The 17,968-nt window shown below is 68.0% G+C and carries 14 protein-coding genes and 1 pseudogene; 9 read left to right on the top strand and 6 right to left on the bottom strand.

The window, feature by feature from the left end:
* Nucleotides 1–288: 288 nt before the first annotated feature.
* Genes ACLJOO_RS17375 through ACLJOO_RS17365 form a run of 3 tightly spaced genes read left to right on the top strand, consistent with a single transcriptional unit; the run spans nucleotide 289 to nucleotide 3,965 of the window.
* The gene (locus ACLJOO_RS17375) at nucleotides 289–2,352 is read left to right on the top strand and encodes a S41 family peptidase (RefSeq protein WP_410788197.1); all 2,064 of its coding nucleotides are present in this window, start codon (nucleotides 289–291) and stop codon (nucleotides 2,350–2,352) included.
* A gap of 3 nt (nucleotides 2,353–2,355) precedes the next feature.
* Nucleotides 2,356–3,576 (top strand): aconitase X, encoded by a 1,221-nt coding sequence (locus ACLJOO_RS17370; protein ID WP_410788196.1) that lies wholly within the window; start codon nucleotides 2,356–2,358, stop codon nucleotides 3,574–3,576.
* On the top strand, nucleotides 3,573–3,965 hold the full coding sequence (locus ACLJOO_RS17365) for an aconitase X swivel domain-containing protein (protein WP_410788195.1): 393 nt from the start codon (nucleotides 3,573–3,575) through the stop codon (nucleotides 3,963–3,965). Before ACLJOO_RS17370 ends, ACLJOO_RS17365 begins: the two co-directional genes overlap by 4 nt.
* Here ACLJOO_RS17365 and ACLJOO_RS17360 read toward each other — a convergent pair.
* A complete protein-coding gene (locus ACLJOO_RS17360; RefSeq protein WP_410788194.1) occupies nucleotides 3,955–5,130 on the bottom strand; it encodes an MFS transporter in 1,176 nt (391 codons plus the stop codon). The genes ACLJOO_RS17365 and ACLJOO_RS17360 overlap by 11 nt on opposite strands.
* Before the next feature lie 231 nt (nucleotides 5,131–5,361).
* Between ACLJOO_RS17360 and ACLJOO_RS17355 the strand changes: the two genes are divergently transcribed.
* Nucleotides 5,362–6,189, top strand: coding sequence for a phosphatase PAP2 family protein (locus tag ACLJOO_RS17355; RefSeq protein WP_410788193.1), 828 nt, complete (start codon nucleotides 5,362–5,364; stop codon nucleotides 6,187–6,189).
* Nucleotides 6,190–6,203: 14 nt separating this feature from the next.
* On the opposite strand, the pseudogene ACLJOO_RS17350 reads toward ACLJOO_RS17355, so the two are convergent.
* Nucleotides 6,204–8,141: pseudogene (locus ACLJOO_RS17350) on the bottom strand (bifunctional SulP family inorganic anion transporter/carbonic anhydrase); the annotation flags it as partial.
* A 241-nt stretch (nucleotides 8,142–8,382) separates the two neighbouring features.
* On the opposite strand from ACLJOO_RS17350, the gene ACLJOO_RS17345 reads away from it, so the two are divergent.
* Together ACLJOO_RS17345 and ACLJOO_RS17340 are read left to right on the top strand one after the other, a co-directional pair.
* Nucleotides 8,383–9,156: an SDR family NAD(P)-dependent oxidoreductase gene (locus ACLJOO_RS17345; RefSeq protein WP_410788192.1), complete on the top strand. Its 774-nt coding sequence runs from the start codon at nucleotides 8,383–8,385 to the stop codon at nucleotides 9,154–9,156.
* Nucleotides 9,156–9,542 (top strand): MerR family transcriptional regulator, encoded by a 387-nt coding sequence (locus tag ACLJOO_RS17340; RefSeq protein ID WP_410788191.1) that lies wholly within the window; start codon nucleotides 9,156–9,158, stop codon nucleotides 9,540–9,542. The genes ACLJOO_RS17345 and ACLJOO_RS17340 overlap by 1 nt, the downstream gene beginning before the upstream one ends.
* Here ACLJOO_RS17340 and ACLJOO_RS17335 read toward each other — a convergent pair.
* A complete protein-coding gene (locus ACLJOO_RS17335) occupies nucleotides 9,484–10,251 on the bottom strand; it encodes a DUF427 domain-containing protein (RefSeq protein WP_410788190.1) in 768 nt (255 codons plus the stop codon). The genes ACLJOO_RS17340 and ACLJOO_RS17335 overlap by 59 nt on opposite strands.
* 79 nt (nucleotides 10,252–10,330) lie before the next feature.
* Between ACLJOO_RS17335 and ACLJOO_RS17330 the strand changes: the two genes are divergently transcribed.
* Nucleotides 10,331–10,714 carry a nuclear transport factor 2 family protein gene (locus ACLJOO_RS17330; RefSeq protein WP_410788189.1) on the top strand — a complete coding sequence of 128 codons (384 nt, stop codon included), beginning with the start codon at nucleotides 10,331–10,333 and terminating at the stop codon, nucleotides 10,712–10,714.
* A gap of 54 nt (nucleotides 10,715–10,768) precedes the next feature.
* Here the strand turns inward: ACLJOO_RS17330 and ACLJOO_RS17325 are convergent, their stop codons facing one another.
* Nucleotides 10,769–12,793, bottom strand: coding sequence for a fibronectin type III domain-containing protein (locus tag ACLJOO_RS17325; RefSeq protein ID WP_410788188.1), 2,025 nt, complete (start codon nucleotides 12,791–12,793; stop codon nucleotides 10,769–10,771).
* A 207-nt stretch (nucleotides 12,794–13,000) separates the two neighbouring features.
* Between ACLJOO_RS17325 and ACLJOO_RS17320 the strand changes: the two genes are divergently transcribed.
* Nucleotides 13,001–14,458, top strand: a complete 1,458-nt coding sequence (locus tag ACLJOO_RS17320; protein WP_410788187.1) for a lysyl oxidase family protein — start codon at nucleotides 13,001–13,003, stop codon at nucleotides 14,456–14,458.
* A gap of 183 nt (nucleotides 14,459–14,641) precedes the next feature.
* Here the strand turns inward: ACLJOO_RS17320 and ACLJOO_RS17315 are convergent, their stop codons facing one another.
* Nucleotides 14,642–16,162 carry an MFS transporter gene (locus tag ACLJOO_RS17315; RefSeq protein WP_410788186.1) on the bottom strand — a complete coding sequence of 507 codons (1,521 nt, stop codon included), beginning with the start codon at nucleotides 16,160–16,162 and terminating at the stop codon, nucleotides 14,642–14,644.
* A gap of 124 nt (nucleotides 16,163–16,286) precedes the next feature.
* Here ACLJOO_RS17315 and ACLJOO_RS17310 point away from each other — a divergent pair, with 124 nt between their 5' ends.
* On the top strand, nucleotides 16,287–17,159 hold the full coding sequence (locus tag ACLJOO_RS17310) for a LysR substrate-binding domain-containing protein (protein WP_410788185.1): 873 nt from the start codon (nucleotides 16,287–16,289) through the stop codon (nucleotides 17,157–17,159).
* Here the strand turns inward: ACLJOO_RS17310 and ACLJOO_RS17305 are convergent.
* A complete protein-coding gene (locus ACLJOO_RS17305; protein WP_410788184.1) occupies nucleotides 17,156–17,959 on the bottom strand; it encodes a UbiA family prenyltransferase in 804 nt (267 codons plus the stop codon). The two genes, ACLJOO_RS17310 and ACLJOO_RS17305, sit on opposite strands and share 4 nt — an antisense overlap.
* Between the last annotated feature and the right edge of the window lie 9 nt (nucleotides 17,960–17,968).

Genomic DNA, 17,968 nt, shown 5'->3' with positions numbered 1-17,968 from the left:
GTCGCCGGAACCGCTGACGCCCTGCGGGATCCAGACGTTCTCGTCGTCGTCCTCGCCGTCCTGCCAGCAGAACCCCTGCGGACTGAGCGACGCGTTCAGGTACGTCTCGTGGCACAGCGCGCGGCGGCCGTCAAGAACAAACGGCTGATCCGCATGCTTCTGATAATGATTGACGAGGCGGTGGGATGTCCTCGTGGAACGGCGTGGCGGGCCGTTGACATCGCCTGGTGCGCGGACCACGGTGGAGGGATCGCGGCCCGGGGAGGGGCCTGCCGTATTGGGGGGACGATGTCTCAACCACGCACGACCAAACGCCCAGCCAGCAAGACAGCAGCCAAGAAGACAGCAGCCAGCAAGACAGCGGCCAAGAAGTCTGCATCCAAGAAGACCGCAGCGAAGAGGACGGCGGCGAGCAAGACGACCGCGCGTCGGCCCGCAGTGCGGGAATCAGTCGGCACCGACGCAGCGGCCGCCGTCCCGTTGCCAGACTTCCTCGACGCGGCCGGCACGCTGACGCTCGACCAGCGGAAACTCCTGGTGGATCAGGCGCTTCTGCTGCTCAGCGAGAACTACGTGCACCTGCCGTTGAAGGTCGCGATGCACGCCGTCAACCCGTTGCAGCGGCTGCGCGTGATGCGCGCGCGGATGGAGCGTTTGTCGACGGGGACGATGGAGGAGGAGTGGCTGTTCCATCGCGAGATGTCGAGCATCTTCCACTCGGTCCGTGATCTGCACACCAACTACCTGCTGCCGGTGCCGTTCGCCGGGAAGATCGCGTTCCTGCCGTTCATGATCGAGAAGTGCTACGACGCGGACGACTCGGAGCACTACCTGATCACCCGCACCGTCACGGGCTACCAGGCACCGCAGTTCGGTCCCGGCGCCGAGGTAACGCACTGGAACGGTACGCCGATCGCCCGCGCGGTCGCTCTCAACGGCGCCGTCTTCGCCGGTAGCAACGATGCCGCGAACCTGGCTCGCGGCCTGGAGTCGCTGACTCTGCGCCCGCTGGTCATCCAGGCCCCGCCCGACGAGGACTGGGTGACGCTGTCGTACGTCGGCCTCGACGGCTCGGACCAGGAACTGCGCGAGCAGTGGAAGGTCACCACGAACCTGCCGCCGATGACGGACCTGGACGCGATCAGCGAGGCGTCCGCGTTGATGGGTCTCGACCTCGACTCCGACGAGAAGTCGCGCGCGAAGAAGGCGCTGTACGTCCGTGACGTCGTCGACCTCGAACGCGGTCAGAGCTCCGCCGAGCTGGCCGCCCCGGCCGCGGTCACCGGCGCCGATCTGCCGACCACGATGCCCGGGGTGTTCCGGGCCCGTGAGGTCGTGACGGCGTCGGGGACGTTCGGGCACCTGCGGATCTTCACGTTCAGCGTGCCCGACCCGGTCGCGTTCCGGGACGAGTTCGTCCGGCTGGCCGCGCTGCTGCCGCAGAACGGCCTGATCGTGGACGTCCGGGACAACGGCGGCGGGCACATCTACGCTAGTGAGTTCACCCTGCAGACGATGACCCCGCGGTGGGTGGCGCCGGAGCCGGTGCAGTTCATCAGTTCGCCGCTCAACCTGCGGCTCTGCCGGCGGCACCAGGAGAACCCGGCGGGGATCGATCTCGGTCCGTGGTTCGACTCGCTGGACCTGGCGATCGAGACCGGGGCGCAGTACTCGGCGGCGAAGCCGATCACGCCCGAGGAGGGTGCGAACGACATCGGCCAGACGTACCACGGACCCGTCGTCCTGATCACCGACGCCCGGGTCTACTCGGCGACGGACATCTTCGCCGCCGGGTTCGCCGACCACGAGATCGGCACGATCCTCGGCGTCGACGACAACACCGGCGCGGGCGGCGCGAACGTCTGGACACACGGTCTGCTCGCGGCGCTGCTGAACGAACCGCCGCCACCCGACGAGACCTCGCCGTACGTCGCGCTCCCGAACGGCGCGAACCTGCGGGTCGCGATCCGGCGCACGCTGCGGGTCGGCAAGCTCGCCGGTACGCCGGTCGAGGACCTCGGCGTCAAGCCGCAGGAGACCCACCAGATGACGAGGGCCGACCTGCTCGAGGGCAACGTCGACCTGCTGAACAGGGCAGGTGAGCTGCTCGCCGCGTTGCCGGTCCGCCGGCTCGACCTGAAGACCTCGCTCAGCGGTACGACGCTCACTGTCGCGATAGATGCCCAGGGCATCGATCGGGTCGACCTCTACGTCGAAGGCCGCCCGATCAGCTCCGAGGACTACACCGCCCCGCTGAGCATCGACATCCTCGAGGTGAACCCCGGCCAACTCCTCCGCGCCGACGGCTACGACACGGGCGAACTCGTCGCATCCCGCCGGGTTACCGTCTGAGGTATGCCGACCCTGTACCTGACCGCCGACGAAGAGGCGATGCTCGGTGGTCGGGACGGGGGTGGTGTGGCGCTTGCGATGCGGGTGATTGTCGGGCAGGCGCGGATCTCGGATGCGCCGCGGCTGGTCGAGATCACGTCGGCGCACGTCGACTCGTGCCTGTACCACGGTCAGGTCAGCCTGGACTTCGCGCACCGCCTCGTCGACCTAGGCGCTCGAGTGCGCGTGCCGACGACCCTGAACGTGGGCTCGACGGACCTCATCCATCCAGGCCTCGTCCGGGATCAGGAGCTCGCGGCGGCGGGACGGGAGCTGATGGCGGCGTACGTCGAGCTCGGTTGTACGCCGACGTTCACCTGCGCGCCGTACCAGCTCCCGAATCGCCCCACGCTCGGCGAGCATGTCGCGTGGGCGGAGTCGAACGCGATCGTGTTCGCGAACTCGGTCCTCGGCGCGCGCACCGATCGGTACGGCGACTTCCTCGACGTCTGCGCGGCGATCACCGGACGAGCGCCGTACGCCGGACTGCAGACTCGCGAGGCGCGGCGAGGGACTGTGATCTTCGACTGCCGCTCGCTGGGCGACTTCCTCCGAACAGACCTGGCGTATCCGTTGCTCGGCCACCACATCGGATCGGTGGTCGGCGCCGAGATCCCTGTACTGCTGGGGATTCCGGCCGACGTGAGCGAGGACGACCTGAAGGCACTCGGCGCAGCGGCCGCCTCAGCCGGAGGAGTCGCGTTGTTCCACGCAGTCGGGGTAACGCCAGAGGCACCGGCATCCATCGACGGCATGCCGGTCCGAGTGGTCGACCTCGAGACACTGCAGCGTGTCCGACGCGAGCTGTCGACGGTCGCGTCAGAGCTCGATGCGGTGAGCATCGGTACGCCGCACGCGTCGTACGCCGAATGCGTCCGGCTGTCCGAGCTGGTGGTGGGACCGCCGTTGAAGTTGCCGTTCTACCTGTCGACCGCTCGCGCGACGCGGGAGCGCCTGGCCGAGAACGGCGTACTGCAAGTGTTGGAGGCCGCGGGCGTAACCGTCGTCGTGGACACCTGCACGTACGTCACGGCGATCCTGTCGCCCACCTGGAAGTACGTGATGACGAACTCGGGCAAGTGGGCGCACTACGCACCCGGCAACATCAACGTCTCCGCGATCCTCGGCTCGCTCGCCGAATGCGTCGCCTCGGCCCGCGCCGGTCACGTGGTCCTCGACGCATGATCATCCACGGCCGAACCCTCCACCCCGGCACCGCTTCCGGTACGCCGATCCGCCTCACCGCGCCGCTGTCCTTCTGGGGCGGCACCGACAACGAATGCCGCATCGTCGACGCGCATCACCCGCAGTGCGGCGAGGTCCTCACCGGCCGCATCCTCCTGATGGAATCGGGCCGCGGCTCCAGCTCTGCATCCAGCGTGCTCGCCGAACAGATCCGCGCCGGCACTGCCCCCGCCGCCATCATCCTGTCCCGCCCCGACCCGATCATCCCGCTCGGCGCCCTCATCGCCGCCGAGCTGTACGGCCTCAACCTCCCGGTCGTCGTCGCGCAGTACGACGCCATCCCCGCCGACGCACTGGTGCAGGTCACCGACGGCACGATCACCTGGTGACTGGCCGGCGCATCAGTACGGCGGTTGCCGCGAACAGGACTGCGCATCCCGTGAGGGCGAGGGGCAGTGTGGTGAGTCCTGCGATCGTGGAGATCGTCAGGCCGCAGACGATCTCACCCAGATACTTGAGCTGGGCGAGGAACGAGTGTGTGGTGGCGCGGATGTCGGCGGTCGTACGGGCGTTGACCCAGATCGTGCTGATCACCCGGGTGAGCGGCTGGACGATCCCGTTCAGCAGTACGACAGCGACGGCGCCGACGAACGGATCGGGCGCGAACGCGAGGAGCAGCATGCCGAGCGCCCCGACGGCGGCAGCGAGCGCGTAGTCGGTCGCGGCGTGAGCGCCGTCGATCCGTCGGGTGACGAGCCGGAGTACGACGGCACCGACGAGCAGACCGATCACGCCGAGGGCGGTGAACCAGACGATCGGATTCGGTGCAGTCGGCAGGCCCAAGACGAGAAGTTGCTTCTGGGTAAGGCGTCCGGCCGTACTCGCGGCGCCGTTCACGAGGAAGGTCGCGGCGAAGATCAACAGGATCGCGCGGCTCCGTCGTACCAGCGTCACGCCGCGGCGGAACGTGTTCCAGGACGCTGACCAGCGGGCGGTGCGGGTCGGGACGAAGTTGTGCTCGGTGAAGCGGAACGCGACGTACAGCCCGAGGGCCGCCATCGCGGCGCCGGCGATCACGATGGTGAGGTCGCGCCGGGTCGCCCAGGCGAGTAGCCCGAGGACAACGAGACCCGTCGCCGCGCCCGTCAGCTGCGCGCGGGCGGCCCGCGCGAGCACGTGATTGATGCGCCCGGGCTCGTCCAGTTCGTCGGTGATCAGCGCGACGTCGGATCCGCTGGCGAAGGTCCACGAGATGCCCCACAGGACCTGGGTCGCGAGCAACGTGGGGAACGACGAGAACAGCCCGGTCGCGAGCATCGCCGTACCCATCAGGACCTGGGAGATGACCAGCGACCACTTGCGGCTGATCGTGTCGGCGATGACGCCGGCCGGTACTTCGAAGACGAGTGCGAACGCGCTCTGCACCGACCCGATCAGTACGAGTTCGGCGGGGGAGAGCCCGGCGTCGACGACCAGATAGACGCTGGTGACCAGCCACCACCCGTTGTGCAGCACCGCCCGCATCCACGTCCACCGGATGAAGACGGTCACCATGCCAGCACTCTCCCGAGGCCGGCGCCCCGCGTCGACCGATTTAGCCGGGACCTTCACCATGGCCCGATGTGAGTTGGTTCATATTGTTCGCAACTATCAGCATGTTGCGATAATTTGAAAGAGTGCCGAGGATCACAAGGGAAAACGAATAACCGTTCTTGATCTGCGGGTGATCCGAGGCGCAGGGTGGATTTCAGAGAACGAGCGTTCGGTTTGATGTGGGGGTCGGGCATGGCGCAGGTGACTCTGGAGCGGGTAGGCCAACCGAGCGTGCCGGAACTGCGGCGGCATCGCGGCGGGATCTGGCGGATCGTCAAGGAGATCGCCCTGCTCGCCGTACTGTTCGGGGTCTACAACCTCGGCCGCTTCCTGTCCGCGGAGCATGCGGGGTCGGCGTTCCGGCACGCGGACGAGCTGATCCGCTGGGAGGCCTGGCTCGGGCTGCCGAGCGAGGCGACGATCCAGCACCACGCGCTGAAGATCGACGGCCTCGCCCAGCTCGCCAACGTGTTCTATGCGAGCGTGCACTTCCCGCTGACCGCGGTGGTGCTGCTCTGGTTGCTGATCCGCCGCCCGACCGAGTACGGGAAGGCGCGCTGGGCGCTCGCGTCATTGACCGGGCTGGCGTTGATCGGGCACATGTTCTTCCCGCTCGCCCCGCCGCGGATGATGCCGGGCTGGGTGGACACGGGGGTGCTGCTCGGTCAGTCGGTCTACGGACCGAGCACGCACTCCGGGGTCGCGAACCAGTTCGCCGCGATGCCGAGCCTGCATGTCGGCTGGGCGTTCATGGTCGCGGTCTTCCTGATCCGGGCGACCCGGTCACGCTGGCGCTGGCTATGGATCGCACATCCGTTGCTCACGTTCACGGTCGTCGTGGTCACCGCGAACCACTACTGGCTGGACGGGTTGGTCGCCATCGCCCTCGCCGTACCACTGCTCCTGATCTTCGACAGGTCCTCGTCGGCGCGGACGAGGAACGGCGCGCGGTCCAGGACCGAGCGTGCCGTCGCCGCGCCGATGTCGAACCAGAGCCCGATCAGCTCGAGCCGGCCTTGATCCTCGGCCGCGCGGACGCACGGGAAACTCCGCAGATTCTCCAGCTGTACGGCGACGTTCGCGACCGACAGCTTGTCGGCGGGCGACAACTGCACGCCGGTCGCCGGATCCACGATGTCGGGCAGTGCGACCGCTCGCCGTACCGACGGTTCCAGGTGTCGGAGCCAGTTCTGCAGTCCCGATCCTTCGGGTACGTCGGCCGCGAGCGCGGCGGCCGCAGCGCCGCAGGAGGAATGACCGCAGACCACAATCGACTTCACCCCGAGGACATCGACCGCGTACTCGATCGCGGCGTCGACCGAGTTGCTGTTCGATCCCTTCGGCGGCACCAGGTTCCCGATGTTCCGCACGCAGAACTGGTCACCCGGACCGCTGGTCGTGATCATCGTCGGCACGATCCGCGAGTCCGCGCACGTGATGAACAGGTGTGCCGGCTGTTGCCCGTCGGCCGCGAGTTTCGCCAGCAACACCCGGATCGGTACGTCGTCCAGCTGCTCAGCGGACCCAGCGCGGAACACCTCGACCGAGCCGCCGCGCGCGATGTGCCCGCGCCGCCAGTCCTCGATCGCCTCGGACGCCGCGTGGTCCAGATGATCCACCGTGAGGTCGACCCGAACCGTCGCGCCGGGAGGGATCGACCGCAGCGTGCGCACCAGCGACGAGACGCCGAGGAACACGAGCGCACCACGGATCCGTACCGTCCATACGCCGTCCGCTTCGGTCGCCGTCACTGTTGCCCGCGCGAGCCGGTACAGAACGCGCGCGAGTGCAAGCACGAGACCGAGCAGCACGCCTTCGGCCAGTCCCAGTACGCCGACGCCGACCGCGGTCACGACGTACACGAGTAGTTCGTCGTGCCGGCGCAGCGTGCGGATGTGGGCGAGCTGCACCAAGCGCAGTCCGGTGACGAGCAGTACGCCGGCCAGCGCGGCCATCGGGATCAGTTCGAGCATCGATCCTGCGGCGAGCACGAACGCTGCGATCCACACGCCGTGCAGGATCGCCGACGCGCGGGTCCGGGCGCCTGCCGCGACGTTCGTCGACGAGCGCACGATCACGCCGGTGACGGGCATCCCGCCGAGCGCACCGGACACCGCGTTCGCGGCCCCCTGACCGATCAGCTCGCGATCGAGATTGCTCCGCCGGCCGCGATGAAGCTTGTCGACGGCAACGGCCGACAGCAACGACTCGACACTGGCGACGAGCGCAACGGTCAGTACGGCGGTGGCGATCTCGAGCGGTGTGCCCTCGGGCATCACCGGGAGGATCAGACTCTGCAGCGGGTTGTCCGGCAGATCGACCCGGGTCACGTCGGGCATGGTGACGGCGGCCAGTGCGGTGACCGCCACGACGGCGACGAGTGGTGCCGGAATCACCTTTACTTTAGGGATTCGCGGCCAGGTGAGCACGATCGCGACCGTGAGTACGCCGACCAGGACCGAGTGGCCGTGGTGCGCGATCAGCTGCGCGGGCAATGCGGTCACGTTGGAGATCAACGAGCTCTGGGCTGTGCCGCCGAGCACCACATGCAACTGCTGGACGGCGATCGTGACGCCGATCCCGGCGAGCATGCCGTGCACGACGGCGGGGGAGAGAGATAGCGCCAGCCGCCCGATTCGGGTGACGCCTAGCAGGATCTGCAACAGGCCGGCCGCGCAGGTGATGGCGGCGGTCGCGGCCCAGCCGAACTGGGTGATGAGTCCGGCGACGACAACGGTCAGGCCGGCCGCCGGGCCGCTGACTTGGAGTGGGGAGCCGCCGAGCGCGCCGGCGACGACACCGCCGACCACAGCGGCCACCAGGCCGGCGATCAGCGGGGCGCCGGATGCGGCGGCGATTCCTAGCGAAAGCGGTACAGCGATCAGGAAGACCACCAGCGAGGCCGGTAGGTCATGGTGGAGAACCGACTTCCAGAGACCGGAAGTCGGTGGGGAATGGGAAGTGGTCGGCACGGGGTCCTCCGGCGTCGGTGCTCAGGGCAACTGCTCGGGCATCAGGCGTCGAAACAAAGAGTGTCGATCTAGTTACTCATCGTACTGACCGGATCAAGCCCACAACAGCAATCCGCCGAAATCGTTGCCCTCGGCTCCGAGTGACTCCTCAGGACCGGTTCGAACGTGACGATCACTCACCGAATCGGCGTCCGGTCGCCGCACGTAGACTCACGGCTGACGAGCCGAACTGAGGAGTCACGTGGAGCTGGAACTGTCCGGGAAGACCGCGGTGGTCACCGGTGCGAGCAAAGGGATCGGGCTGGCGTGTGTCGAGGCGCTGGCGCGTGAGGGTGCGGTGGTCGTCGGCATCTCGCGGGACGCCGGCAACCTGGCGAAGGCGCAGGAGGAGCTCGCCGCCAAAGGGCTGAGCTTCCAGGCCGAAGCGGTCGACCTCACCGACGCCGACGCGACGCGATCGGCGTTCGAGCGGATCGGCGTACCGGACATCCTGATCAACTGCGCGGGCGCGGCCCGCCGGACCCCGGTCGCCGAGCTGGACAGTTCGGCGCTGCACGCCGCGATGGATGCGAAGTACTTCACGTACATGCACGCGACCGAGGCCGTCATCCGTGGGATGGCGGAACGCGGCAGCGGCGCGGTCGTGAACGTGGTCGGCCAAGGTGGTCGCGCGGCGAACCCGTTGCACATCGGTGGCGGCGCGGCCAACGCGGCGCTGATGCTCGCGTCGGTCGGCTATGCGAAGGCGTACGCGGGTCAGGGTGTCCGGGTGAACGTGATCAACCCGGGCATGACACGCACCTCCCGGGTCGACGAGGGGCTGGAAGCCGCAGTACGGGCGACCGGAAAGCCGAAGGACGAGCTGCTCCAGGAGATGGTCCGCGAGATCCCGATGGGCCGCGCAGGCGAGCCGCACGAGGTCGCCGACGTCGCGATCTTCCTCGCCTCACCCCGCGCCAGCTACGTCACCGCCTCGATCATCACCATGGACGGCGCGACAACCGCAGGCATCTGATGCTGTCCATCGGCGAGCTCGCAATCCGGTTCGGGCTCGCCACCCACGTCCTCCGCCATTGGGAGGACGAGGGCCTGCTCACCCCTGCGCGCGTCGCGGGCCGCCGGCAGTACGACGAGTCGGATGTCGCGCGCGTGGTGATGATTCAGCGGGCGAAGGTGGCGGGTCTGAGCCTGGCCCAGATCCGCCGCATGTTCGACGCGCCGAACGGCTCCGAACGTCGTGCTGTGCTGGGTGAGCAGGATGCACTGCTCGACGAGCAGATCCGGCAGGCTCAGGAGTCCAAACGACTGATTTCGCATGCGCTGACGTGTGCAGAACCCGATTTCACGGCCTGTTCACAGTTCCGTCGGTTGGTCGCTGACCTGGGGTCGAGAACGGGGTGATCGGACGCTCCTGTGGTACGCCGTCGACGGTGATGTCGACGTTCTCGTTGAAGAACGCGACGTGACCGGCGATGGGGAGTAGGGGCGCGGTCGGGAAGTCGTAGGACCAGGCGACGTCCGGCACCGAGGGGACCGACCAGTACGCCGACGTACGTCCCTTGTACGGGCAGGCCGTGACGGTGTCGGACGGGGTGAGCTGCTCGAGCTGGACGGACGTTTTCGGGAAGTAGTAGCGCGGTGGCAGACCCGTCTCGAAAACGATGACGGTCGCGGACGAGTCGGCGAGGAGTTGGCCGTCGGCGGTGACCGTGATGTGGCTCGTGGACTTGATCGCGTCGACGCGGGCGTACGGGTTGCGCGGGTGGACGAAGACTTCCTCGTCCTCCTCGAACCAGTTGTCGAGCGCGTCCCACTGGAACCGCACACGGCCCTTCGCGACGCCGTCGTCGTACACCCAGGCCTTGCCGACGCCGGCGGTGTGCACCCGCGCGACACCGTGCGCGAACGTCTTGGTCTCGCCGGTGTCGGTCAGCAACCCGTCGGCGACGTCCTCGAGCGGGACGTAGTACTGCGGGTACGGCGGGAACTCCCAGAGGTAGATCGCATCCGTCGTGTCGAGGACGACGCGGTCGTCGAGCATCGCGCGAATCCGCCGCGGGACCGGCGCGGTGCCGCCGGGCGGGATCAGAGGTTCGGGGTAGGCGCTCATTCGTCCAGTAAACCCTGGAACTTGTGCGGTTCGGCCGCTGAGCGCAGCATGAAGTCCTACTACGAGCCAGGGAGGGATCGTGGCGGAGTTGAGTCAGCGATCGGCACGTGAGGTGCTGGACGATCATCTGAATATCGCGAACGACTGGGTGGGCGGAACGATGGAGGAGCTGCTGGCCGAGGACCTGCGGCGGAACGTGTCCGAGGACATCGTGATCCTGATCAACCGCGGCACGTTCCGCGGGCACGAAGGCGTCCGGGAACTTGCGGTGATGCTCGCCGACGAGCTGCCGGAGCACGCGGCGTTCGAGTACACCTACGTCGCCGCCGAGGGCAACATCGGCTTCCTGGAGTGGGCCTACCAGGACTCGAAGGTCCAGGTCCGCGACGGTGCCGACTCGTACGTGATCGAGGACGGCAAGATCGTTGCCCAGACTATCCACTACACCGTTGAACCACGCTGAAAGGGGTGCGGGGCCGGCCCTGGTGGTGCCGGCCCCGCGGTCTTTCCGGCTGGATCAGACAGTGATCCAGTCGATGTCGGCGATGTAGCCGTTCGGGTTGCTGACCTTGATCGAGTTCGATCCGGCGGTCAGCTTCATCGGGAGGTAGGTGACCTGCGGCGTACCCCAGTCGTTGTCACCGAGCCCGTGGTAGTTCACCCAGTAACTGTCCGTGCCGTTGACCGTCAGCATGCTCTGCCGGCTGGTGTCGCCGTCGGTGTAGGCGATCTTCACCAGATACGTGCCCGTCGTCGGCACGGTGATGCCGTTCAGCGTCACCGAGGCGTCGTACCCGATATTGCCGATCTTCGCGCCACCCGAGCACAGGGTGCAGCCAGAGATGCCGGCGTTCCCGGTCAGTGTGCTCGTGGGTGCCTCGGCCTCGTAGCGCACCGGCCCGCCGGACTTCGACGTGTACATGGTGATCCCGGCGCTCGCGTCCGACGGGCCGTACTTCACACCCTTCACCGTGAAGGTGTACTGCGTCTGCGGCTGCAGCCCGCCCACCACGGCGCTCGGCTTCGTGCTCGTCGCAACCTGCTTGCCGTTGGCAAACACCTGGTACGACGTCGCGCCCGCGCTCGGGCGCCAGTTCAGTGACACCGACGTACGGCTGACGTCCGTCGCGGTCAGATCGGCCGGGATGCTCACCGGCGCGTACTGGTTCGGCGTGATCTTGTACAGCTTCGACCCGTGCGCCGGCAGCTGGGCGCTGACCGAACCGGAGACGTTGCGGGTGTTCTGGTTCGCCCAGATGTCGCGAACCGTGGCCTTCCCGCCGATGCCGAGCTGGTCGAAGTTGCCGGTGACCGTAGCGGGAGAGTCAGCCAGGTTGAACAGGGCGACCGTCGTACTGCCGTCCGCGTTCTGTGCGTACCAGACCTGCTGCAGCTGATCCTGATTCAGCGGACGCGCGGGATTGCCGGACTGGTTGATCGCGATGACCTCGCGGTTCGTCAGCAGCTTCAGGCCATACGCGTCCAGCTTGGTCAGGTCGTCACCGGCGAACAGCGGCGCGGAGTTGATCGCCCAGAACGTCATATAGGACTGGCGTTCCGCGTCCGTCAGGCCGTCCATCGCGCCGACGCCGACGTTGATCGCGTCCAGGTTGTTCCAGTGCCCCGGCCCGGCGTCGTCGATCCACTGCGCGATGTCCCACCAACGCTGCTTCACCGAGCTGTCCCACTTGACGATCGTGTCGCAGTAGCACTCGACGTCGGTGTCGATCCGCCAGCCGTTCGAGTTCTGCTTCCACACGTCGGCGTACCGGTGGCTGAGCGACCAGGACAGCGTGTACATCATCGGCCGGCCGGCGTTCTGCACCGCGCGCCACCAGGCCTCGACGTCCTCGGTGTTGTTGTGGTTCGGATCGTCCGGCGCGCCCTTCCAGGAGCCCGGGCCGACGCCGTCCATCTTGATGAAGTCCACGCCCCAGGACGCGAACAGCTTCGCGATCGAGTCGGCGTACTTCTGCGCGCACGGGCTCTCGTAGTTGATCTTGTACGCCGCGTCCCAGCCGTTCGTCTTGCGCAGGTCCGGGTACACGATGTCGCGCGTGAAGCAGCCCGGCGCGTCGTAGATCGGGGTGTTGCCGTCGCGGTAGACGTCCATGCCGAGGCCGACGGTCGTGTAGATGCCGAACTTCAGGCCGAGCTTGTGGATGTCGTCGCCGACGGCCTTCATACCGCGGGGGAACCGCTTCGCCATCGCGACCGGGCGGCCGTACTCGTCACCGCCGTCCTGCCAGCCCGCGTCGATGTTGATGTACTCGTAGCCGTACGGCTTGAGCTTCGTGGCCAGGGCGTTCGCCTGGGTGAGGATGTTCTTCTCGCTGATGAAGCTGCCGGGGCCGTCGGGATTCACGCCCGGATAGTTGGTCGACTGCAGACTCCAGCTGCTCCAGCCCATGTACGGCTTGGCGGCGATCTGCGGATCAGCGGGTTTCTGGTCTTGGACTGCATCGGCTGGGGCGGTCACGGCTGCTGTCGACACCAGGGCGAGGGCAGCCAGGACGAGCGTCGTACGGCGTCTCAAGGACATGGAAACGTCCTCCGGGGGAGGAGTGAGCGGACGCCGTCGAGCCTAGGCAGGCTTAATTTACACAGTCAAGTATTGAGGCACTGTTACTTCGTGTGACAGGACTGCCATGGAACCTTGATCAACTTCGCTCCGCGCCCGGGTCGTCGTACCAGCAACGGGCCGGTTTCGTGAGGACGCCGGCCGGAGGCAGGAGGGGGTTCCGTCATCGTGAACACAAGGAAACTCGGCCGGACGGCGGTCGCCGCGGCCGGGGCGGCCGGCCTGGTCGCACTCGCGGCCGCCGGGGCATCGGCGGCATCATCGGCGTCGCCGCCACCGGTGAAGTTGGTTGCTGGAGGCACCAATGTGACGTTGGAAAGCGTCGAGGACTACGGCGTCGACCTGGATCTCGGTACGCATGTGGTGGCCGGCAACGCGCCGATCGAGGTCCGCGCCACGCGAGCGTCGTACAGCTCGCCGGTAGTCGCGACGCAGTACGTGCACGGCAAGCCGGTCCGGCAGTTGCCGAAGGGGCTGGTCACGGACTTCTCCGGACTGGGGAAGTTCCTGCACATCACGCTGACCGACGCCGCGGGCAGGAAGGTGCTCGAGAAAGACCAGTCGGTCTGCCTGAACGGCGACGGGTCGCGGACCCGCCCGGATGCCCCGGCAACCTCGCCGTACCCGGACGGCTGTACGGCGAACCCGTTCACGCAGGGCGCTGTGTGGGGACTGCAGACCGGGTGGTCGGCACGAACGTACGGCGACGGGAAGCCGGTGCAGCTTGCCGTCGGCAAGTACAAGGCGACGGTGACCGTGAACAAGGCGTACCGGGACTTCTTCAAGATCCCGGCGAAGGACTCGTCGGTGAAGTTGAACGTCACCGTGCAGAAGTCCGACGCCTCCGGGGTTCAGAAGATGAGCTCGAATTCGGCGGCGCCGAAGCCGAACGCGGCGCGTCCGGTCGGTAAGGCGAGCGTTCCGAAGGGCCCGAAGCCGGACCTCCGGCCGGTGCCGGCCTGGGGGATCGTGGCCACGCCGGGCGACGAAGGTACGCCGGACGCGAACAAGGACTTCCTGCAGTTCTCGGCGACCGTGTGGAACGCGGGCCCGTCGCCGCTGGTGCTCGACGGGTTCCGGCGGCAGGGCAAGGACCTGATGGACGCGTACCAGTACTTCTACAACGCGCAGGGCAAGCAGGTCGGGTACCAGAACACCGGGACGCTGGAGTGGGACGGCCGGGACGGCCACAACCACTGGCACTTCACCGACTTCGCCCGCTACAGCCTGCTGAACGCCAAGCAGACCGAGGTGGTGCGCAGCCAGAAGGAGGCGTTCTGCCTGGCCGCGACGGACTCCATCGACTACACGGTGAAGAACGCGAACTGGCACCCGGACAACACCGACCTGCACACCGCCTGCGGCGACCACGGCTCGCTGTCAGTTCGTGAGGTCCTCGACGTCGGCTCCGGCGACACGTACGAGCAGACGCTGCCCGGCCAGTCCTTCGACATCACCAACCTGGCGAACGGCACGTACTACGTCCAGGTGACGGCCAACCCGGAGAACCGGCTGTTCGAGTCCAGCACGAAGAACAACGTCGCCCTCCGCAAGGTGATCCTCGGCGGCACCAAGCACCACCGCACCGTCCAGGTGCCCCCAGTCGGCGTCATCAACGCTCCCTGATGCCGCCCAGCCGGCCCGCCCGCCGGCACTCGCGCCCCCGGCCACGATCCAGCCGGGGGCGCGAGCCTTTCCAGACCGACTTTGAGCACCCACCAACCAGATTTCGTGGTGGGAAATGGTTGGTGGGTGCTCAAGGTTGCCTGGGGCGGGACTGGGAAGGCAGCGCGGTCCCGCCCCAGGAGCTCAGTGGTGTTGAGGGCGGCGGCGGGGGCGGAGGGGGCGTAGGTGGGGATCGGTGCGGGCGTGCTGCCGGCGGCCGAGTACGAACGGGCGTGAGGTGCGGCTCGGCAGTGGGGCGCTCTTCGGGGCCGACAGCTGGATCTCGGCCTGCTGCAGGTTCACGCGGATCGGGACCTGGTGCCATGGGGAGCGCGTCCGGACCAGGACCAGCCGGAGCCGGCCGTCGCGTCGCAGCCGGAGGCCGATCGCGACCGTCGCCACCGCCGGGACCAGGCCCGCGATCATCAGCGCCGAGCGAGCACCGAAGTGCTGGGCCAGGAACCCGACCAGCGGCCCGCCGATCGCGCCGCCCCCGATGAAGACCAGGTTGTAGATCCCGGACACCCGGCCGCGCAGGCCGTCCGGCGTGGTCAGCTGGACCATCGACTGGGCCGCGGTCAGGAACATCAGCGTCGCCATTCCCATCGACGCCAGCACCGGGATGAACGTCCACAGCGAGGGCTGGATCGCGGCCAGTACTTCGGTGATCGTCAGCAGGCACGCGATACCGATCAGGTTCCGCAGGCGGGTCGGCCGGACGCGCCGGGCCGAGAGGAGCGCGCCCGCCAGGGCCCCGAACGCGACGACCGAGTTCAGTACGCCGTACCCCGAAGCGCCGGTGTGGAAGACCCGGTCGGCGAACGCGGTCAGCGTCACCGGCAGGCTGATGCAGAACATGCCGTAGATACCCACCAGCGCGATCGCCCAGCGGACGGCCGGCTCGTGGAACGCGTACCGTACGCCGTCGCGCAGCCCGTCTCGGATCCGCATCCCGGCGCTCGCCTTGCGCGCCGCGTGGAACCCGGGCATCTCGCTCTCGCGCATCCGCAGCAGCGCGCTGATCGACGCGAAGAACGTCAGCCCGTTGAGCGCGAACGCCCAGCCGGCGCCGATCGTGCCGAGCAGTACGCCGCCGAGCGCGGGACCGATCAGGCTGCCGAGCTGGAACGTCGACGACACCATGCTGATCGCGTTCCGGACGGTGTCGCGCGGGACGAGTTCGGTGACGAACGACTGCCGGGTCGGGTTGTCGACCGCGGTCGCCAGACCGAGGACGAAGGCCATCGTGTAGACGTGCCAGACCTGGACGTGACCGGTGAAGGCGGTCAGCGCGAGGATGCCTGCACACGTACCCATCGTGAGCTGCGTGACGAGCAGGATCCTCCGCTTCGGGAACCGGTCCGCGATCACGCCGCCGAACAGGCCGAGGGTGAGGGTGGGGAGGAACTGCAGCGCGGTGGTGATGCCGACCGCGGTGGCGCTGCCGGTGAGGGTGAGCACCAGCCAGTCCTGGGCGATGCGCTGGATCCAGCCGCCGGTCGAGCTGACCAGCAGTCCGCTGACCAGGAGGCGGAAGTTGCGGACCCGCAGTGCGCTGAAGGTGTCCTTGAAGCCCGGGCGCTGCTCCCGGAGCTTGGTGGAGTCGGTGGAGCGGTGGAGATGGAAGTCGGTGGACGGGACAGTACCGGTGGCCCGGGTGGTCAAGAGCGATCCCTACGCGAGTGGACTGGTCAGGGGAGGACATGTCCATCCTCAGGGTTAGGTGCTGGATTCCTCCAACGAATTACTCCTATTAGTCTTATTGCGTCACGTAATGGGAGGTCTATCGATGTACGACCCGGACCAGCTGCGCACGTTCCTCGCGGTCGCGCAGTCGCTCAGCTTCACCCAGGCGGCCGAGCGGCTGGGCATCCGGCAGCCGACGGTCAGTCAACACGTCCGCAAACTCGAGACGGCGGTCGGACGGCCGCTGTTCGTCCGTGACACCCGCACTGTCACGCTGACCGCGGACGGCGAGGCGATGGCCGGTTTCGCCCGGACCATTCTGGCCGCGCACGAGGAGGCCGCCGGGTACTTCACCGGCTCGGAGCTGCGCGGCCGGCTGCGGTTCGGCGTGACCGACGACCTGGCGCTCACGCCGCTGCCGAAGATCCTCCGCGACTTCCGCCAGCTGTACCCGCGGATCGACCTGGAGCTGACCGTTGCCCAGAGCCCGAACCTGCTCCGCCGGGTCGAGTCCGGCCACCTCGACCTGGCCTACGTGAAGCACAGCGCCGGCGGCGGCTACGAGCCGAACGGCCGGCTGGTACGGCGGGACCCGATGGTCTGGGCCGGGATCGCCGGGACCCGGATCGCGCCCGACGTCCCGGTCCCGCTGGTCGCGTACCAGGCGCCGTCGCTGAGCCGGTCGCTCGGCGTGCAGTCACTCGAACAGGCCGGTCGCACCTGCCGGATCACGTGCATCGTCCGCGGCGTCAACGGCGTACTTGCGGCCGTCCGCGCCGGCCTCGGGATCGCGATCTTCGCCCGCTCCCTGATGCCCGCCGACCTGGTCGAGCCCCCACCGAGCGCCGGCCTCCCCGAACTCCCCTCCATCGACCTCGTCCTCATCACCAACCCCCGCGCCGCGAAGGAACCCGCCGAAGCCCTCACCGCCGCCATCCTGGGCAGCAACGCCCCACTCAAGCCCGACGCGGGCTAGACCAGCGCGTCTCCACGGAGCATGAGTGAGATGACGCTGACCGCGGCGATGGCGATGGTGATGAGGAAGGGGGCGTTGCGCCACAGGAGGATGGTGGCGAGGAGGGCGGCGACCACTGCGAGGGCGATCCAGCCGATGATGCCGATCGCTCCGGGCGGCGCGATGACCAGAAGACCCGTTGCTGTCGCCAACGGGAGCGGTGCGATCAGGCGGGCGTAGCGGCCGAGGCGTTGCGGCCAGCCGCGGACGCCGGTGGCGAGGTCGTCGGCGAGGTCGGGTACGACGTTTGCCAGATGGGCACCGATCCCCAGGAGGGCACTCGCCGCGGTCGCCCACCACGGGGCCCAGACGTGTGCGGTGCCGAGCGTCACGAACGAGGGCAGTCCGCCGAACGCGACGGCGTACGGGAGCCAGGAGATCACGGTCGACTTGAGGCCCAGGTTGTACGCCCAGGCGCAGGCGACGAACAGCAGGTGCATCAACCCGGACGCGATGCCGTTGGCGAGGGAGACCGGAACGGTGACGACCAGCATCACGCCCGCACCGACCGCGAGCGTCCGGCGACTCACCAGTCCGAGCACCACAGGCTTGTCCCGGCGGTTCACAATGGTGTCGCGGGCGGCATCTATCGCGTCATTGCTCCAGCCGATCGAGAGGTGGCCGGTGAGGATCGTTGCTGCGACGAGGAGACACCCGGCCGGACTTCGCCCGGCCGACCACGCGACGGCGGTGACCAGGGCGGTCACGGCGACAGTGGGCCCGGGGTGGCAGGCAAGAGCCAGACCTTTGACGGTCTTCACCGACGTAAC

This window comes from Kribbella sp. C-35 (assembly GCF_046549195.1).
GTDB lineage: Bacteria > Actinomycetota > Actinomycetes > Propionibacteriales > Kribbellaceae > Kribbella.
This window is presented reverse-complemented; position numbering and strand designations above follow the sequence as displayed.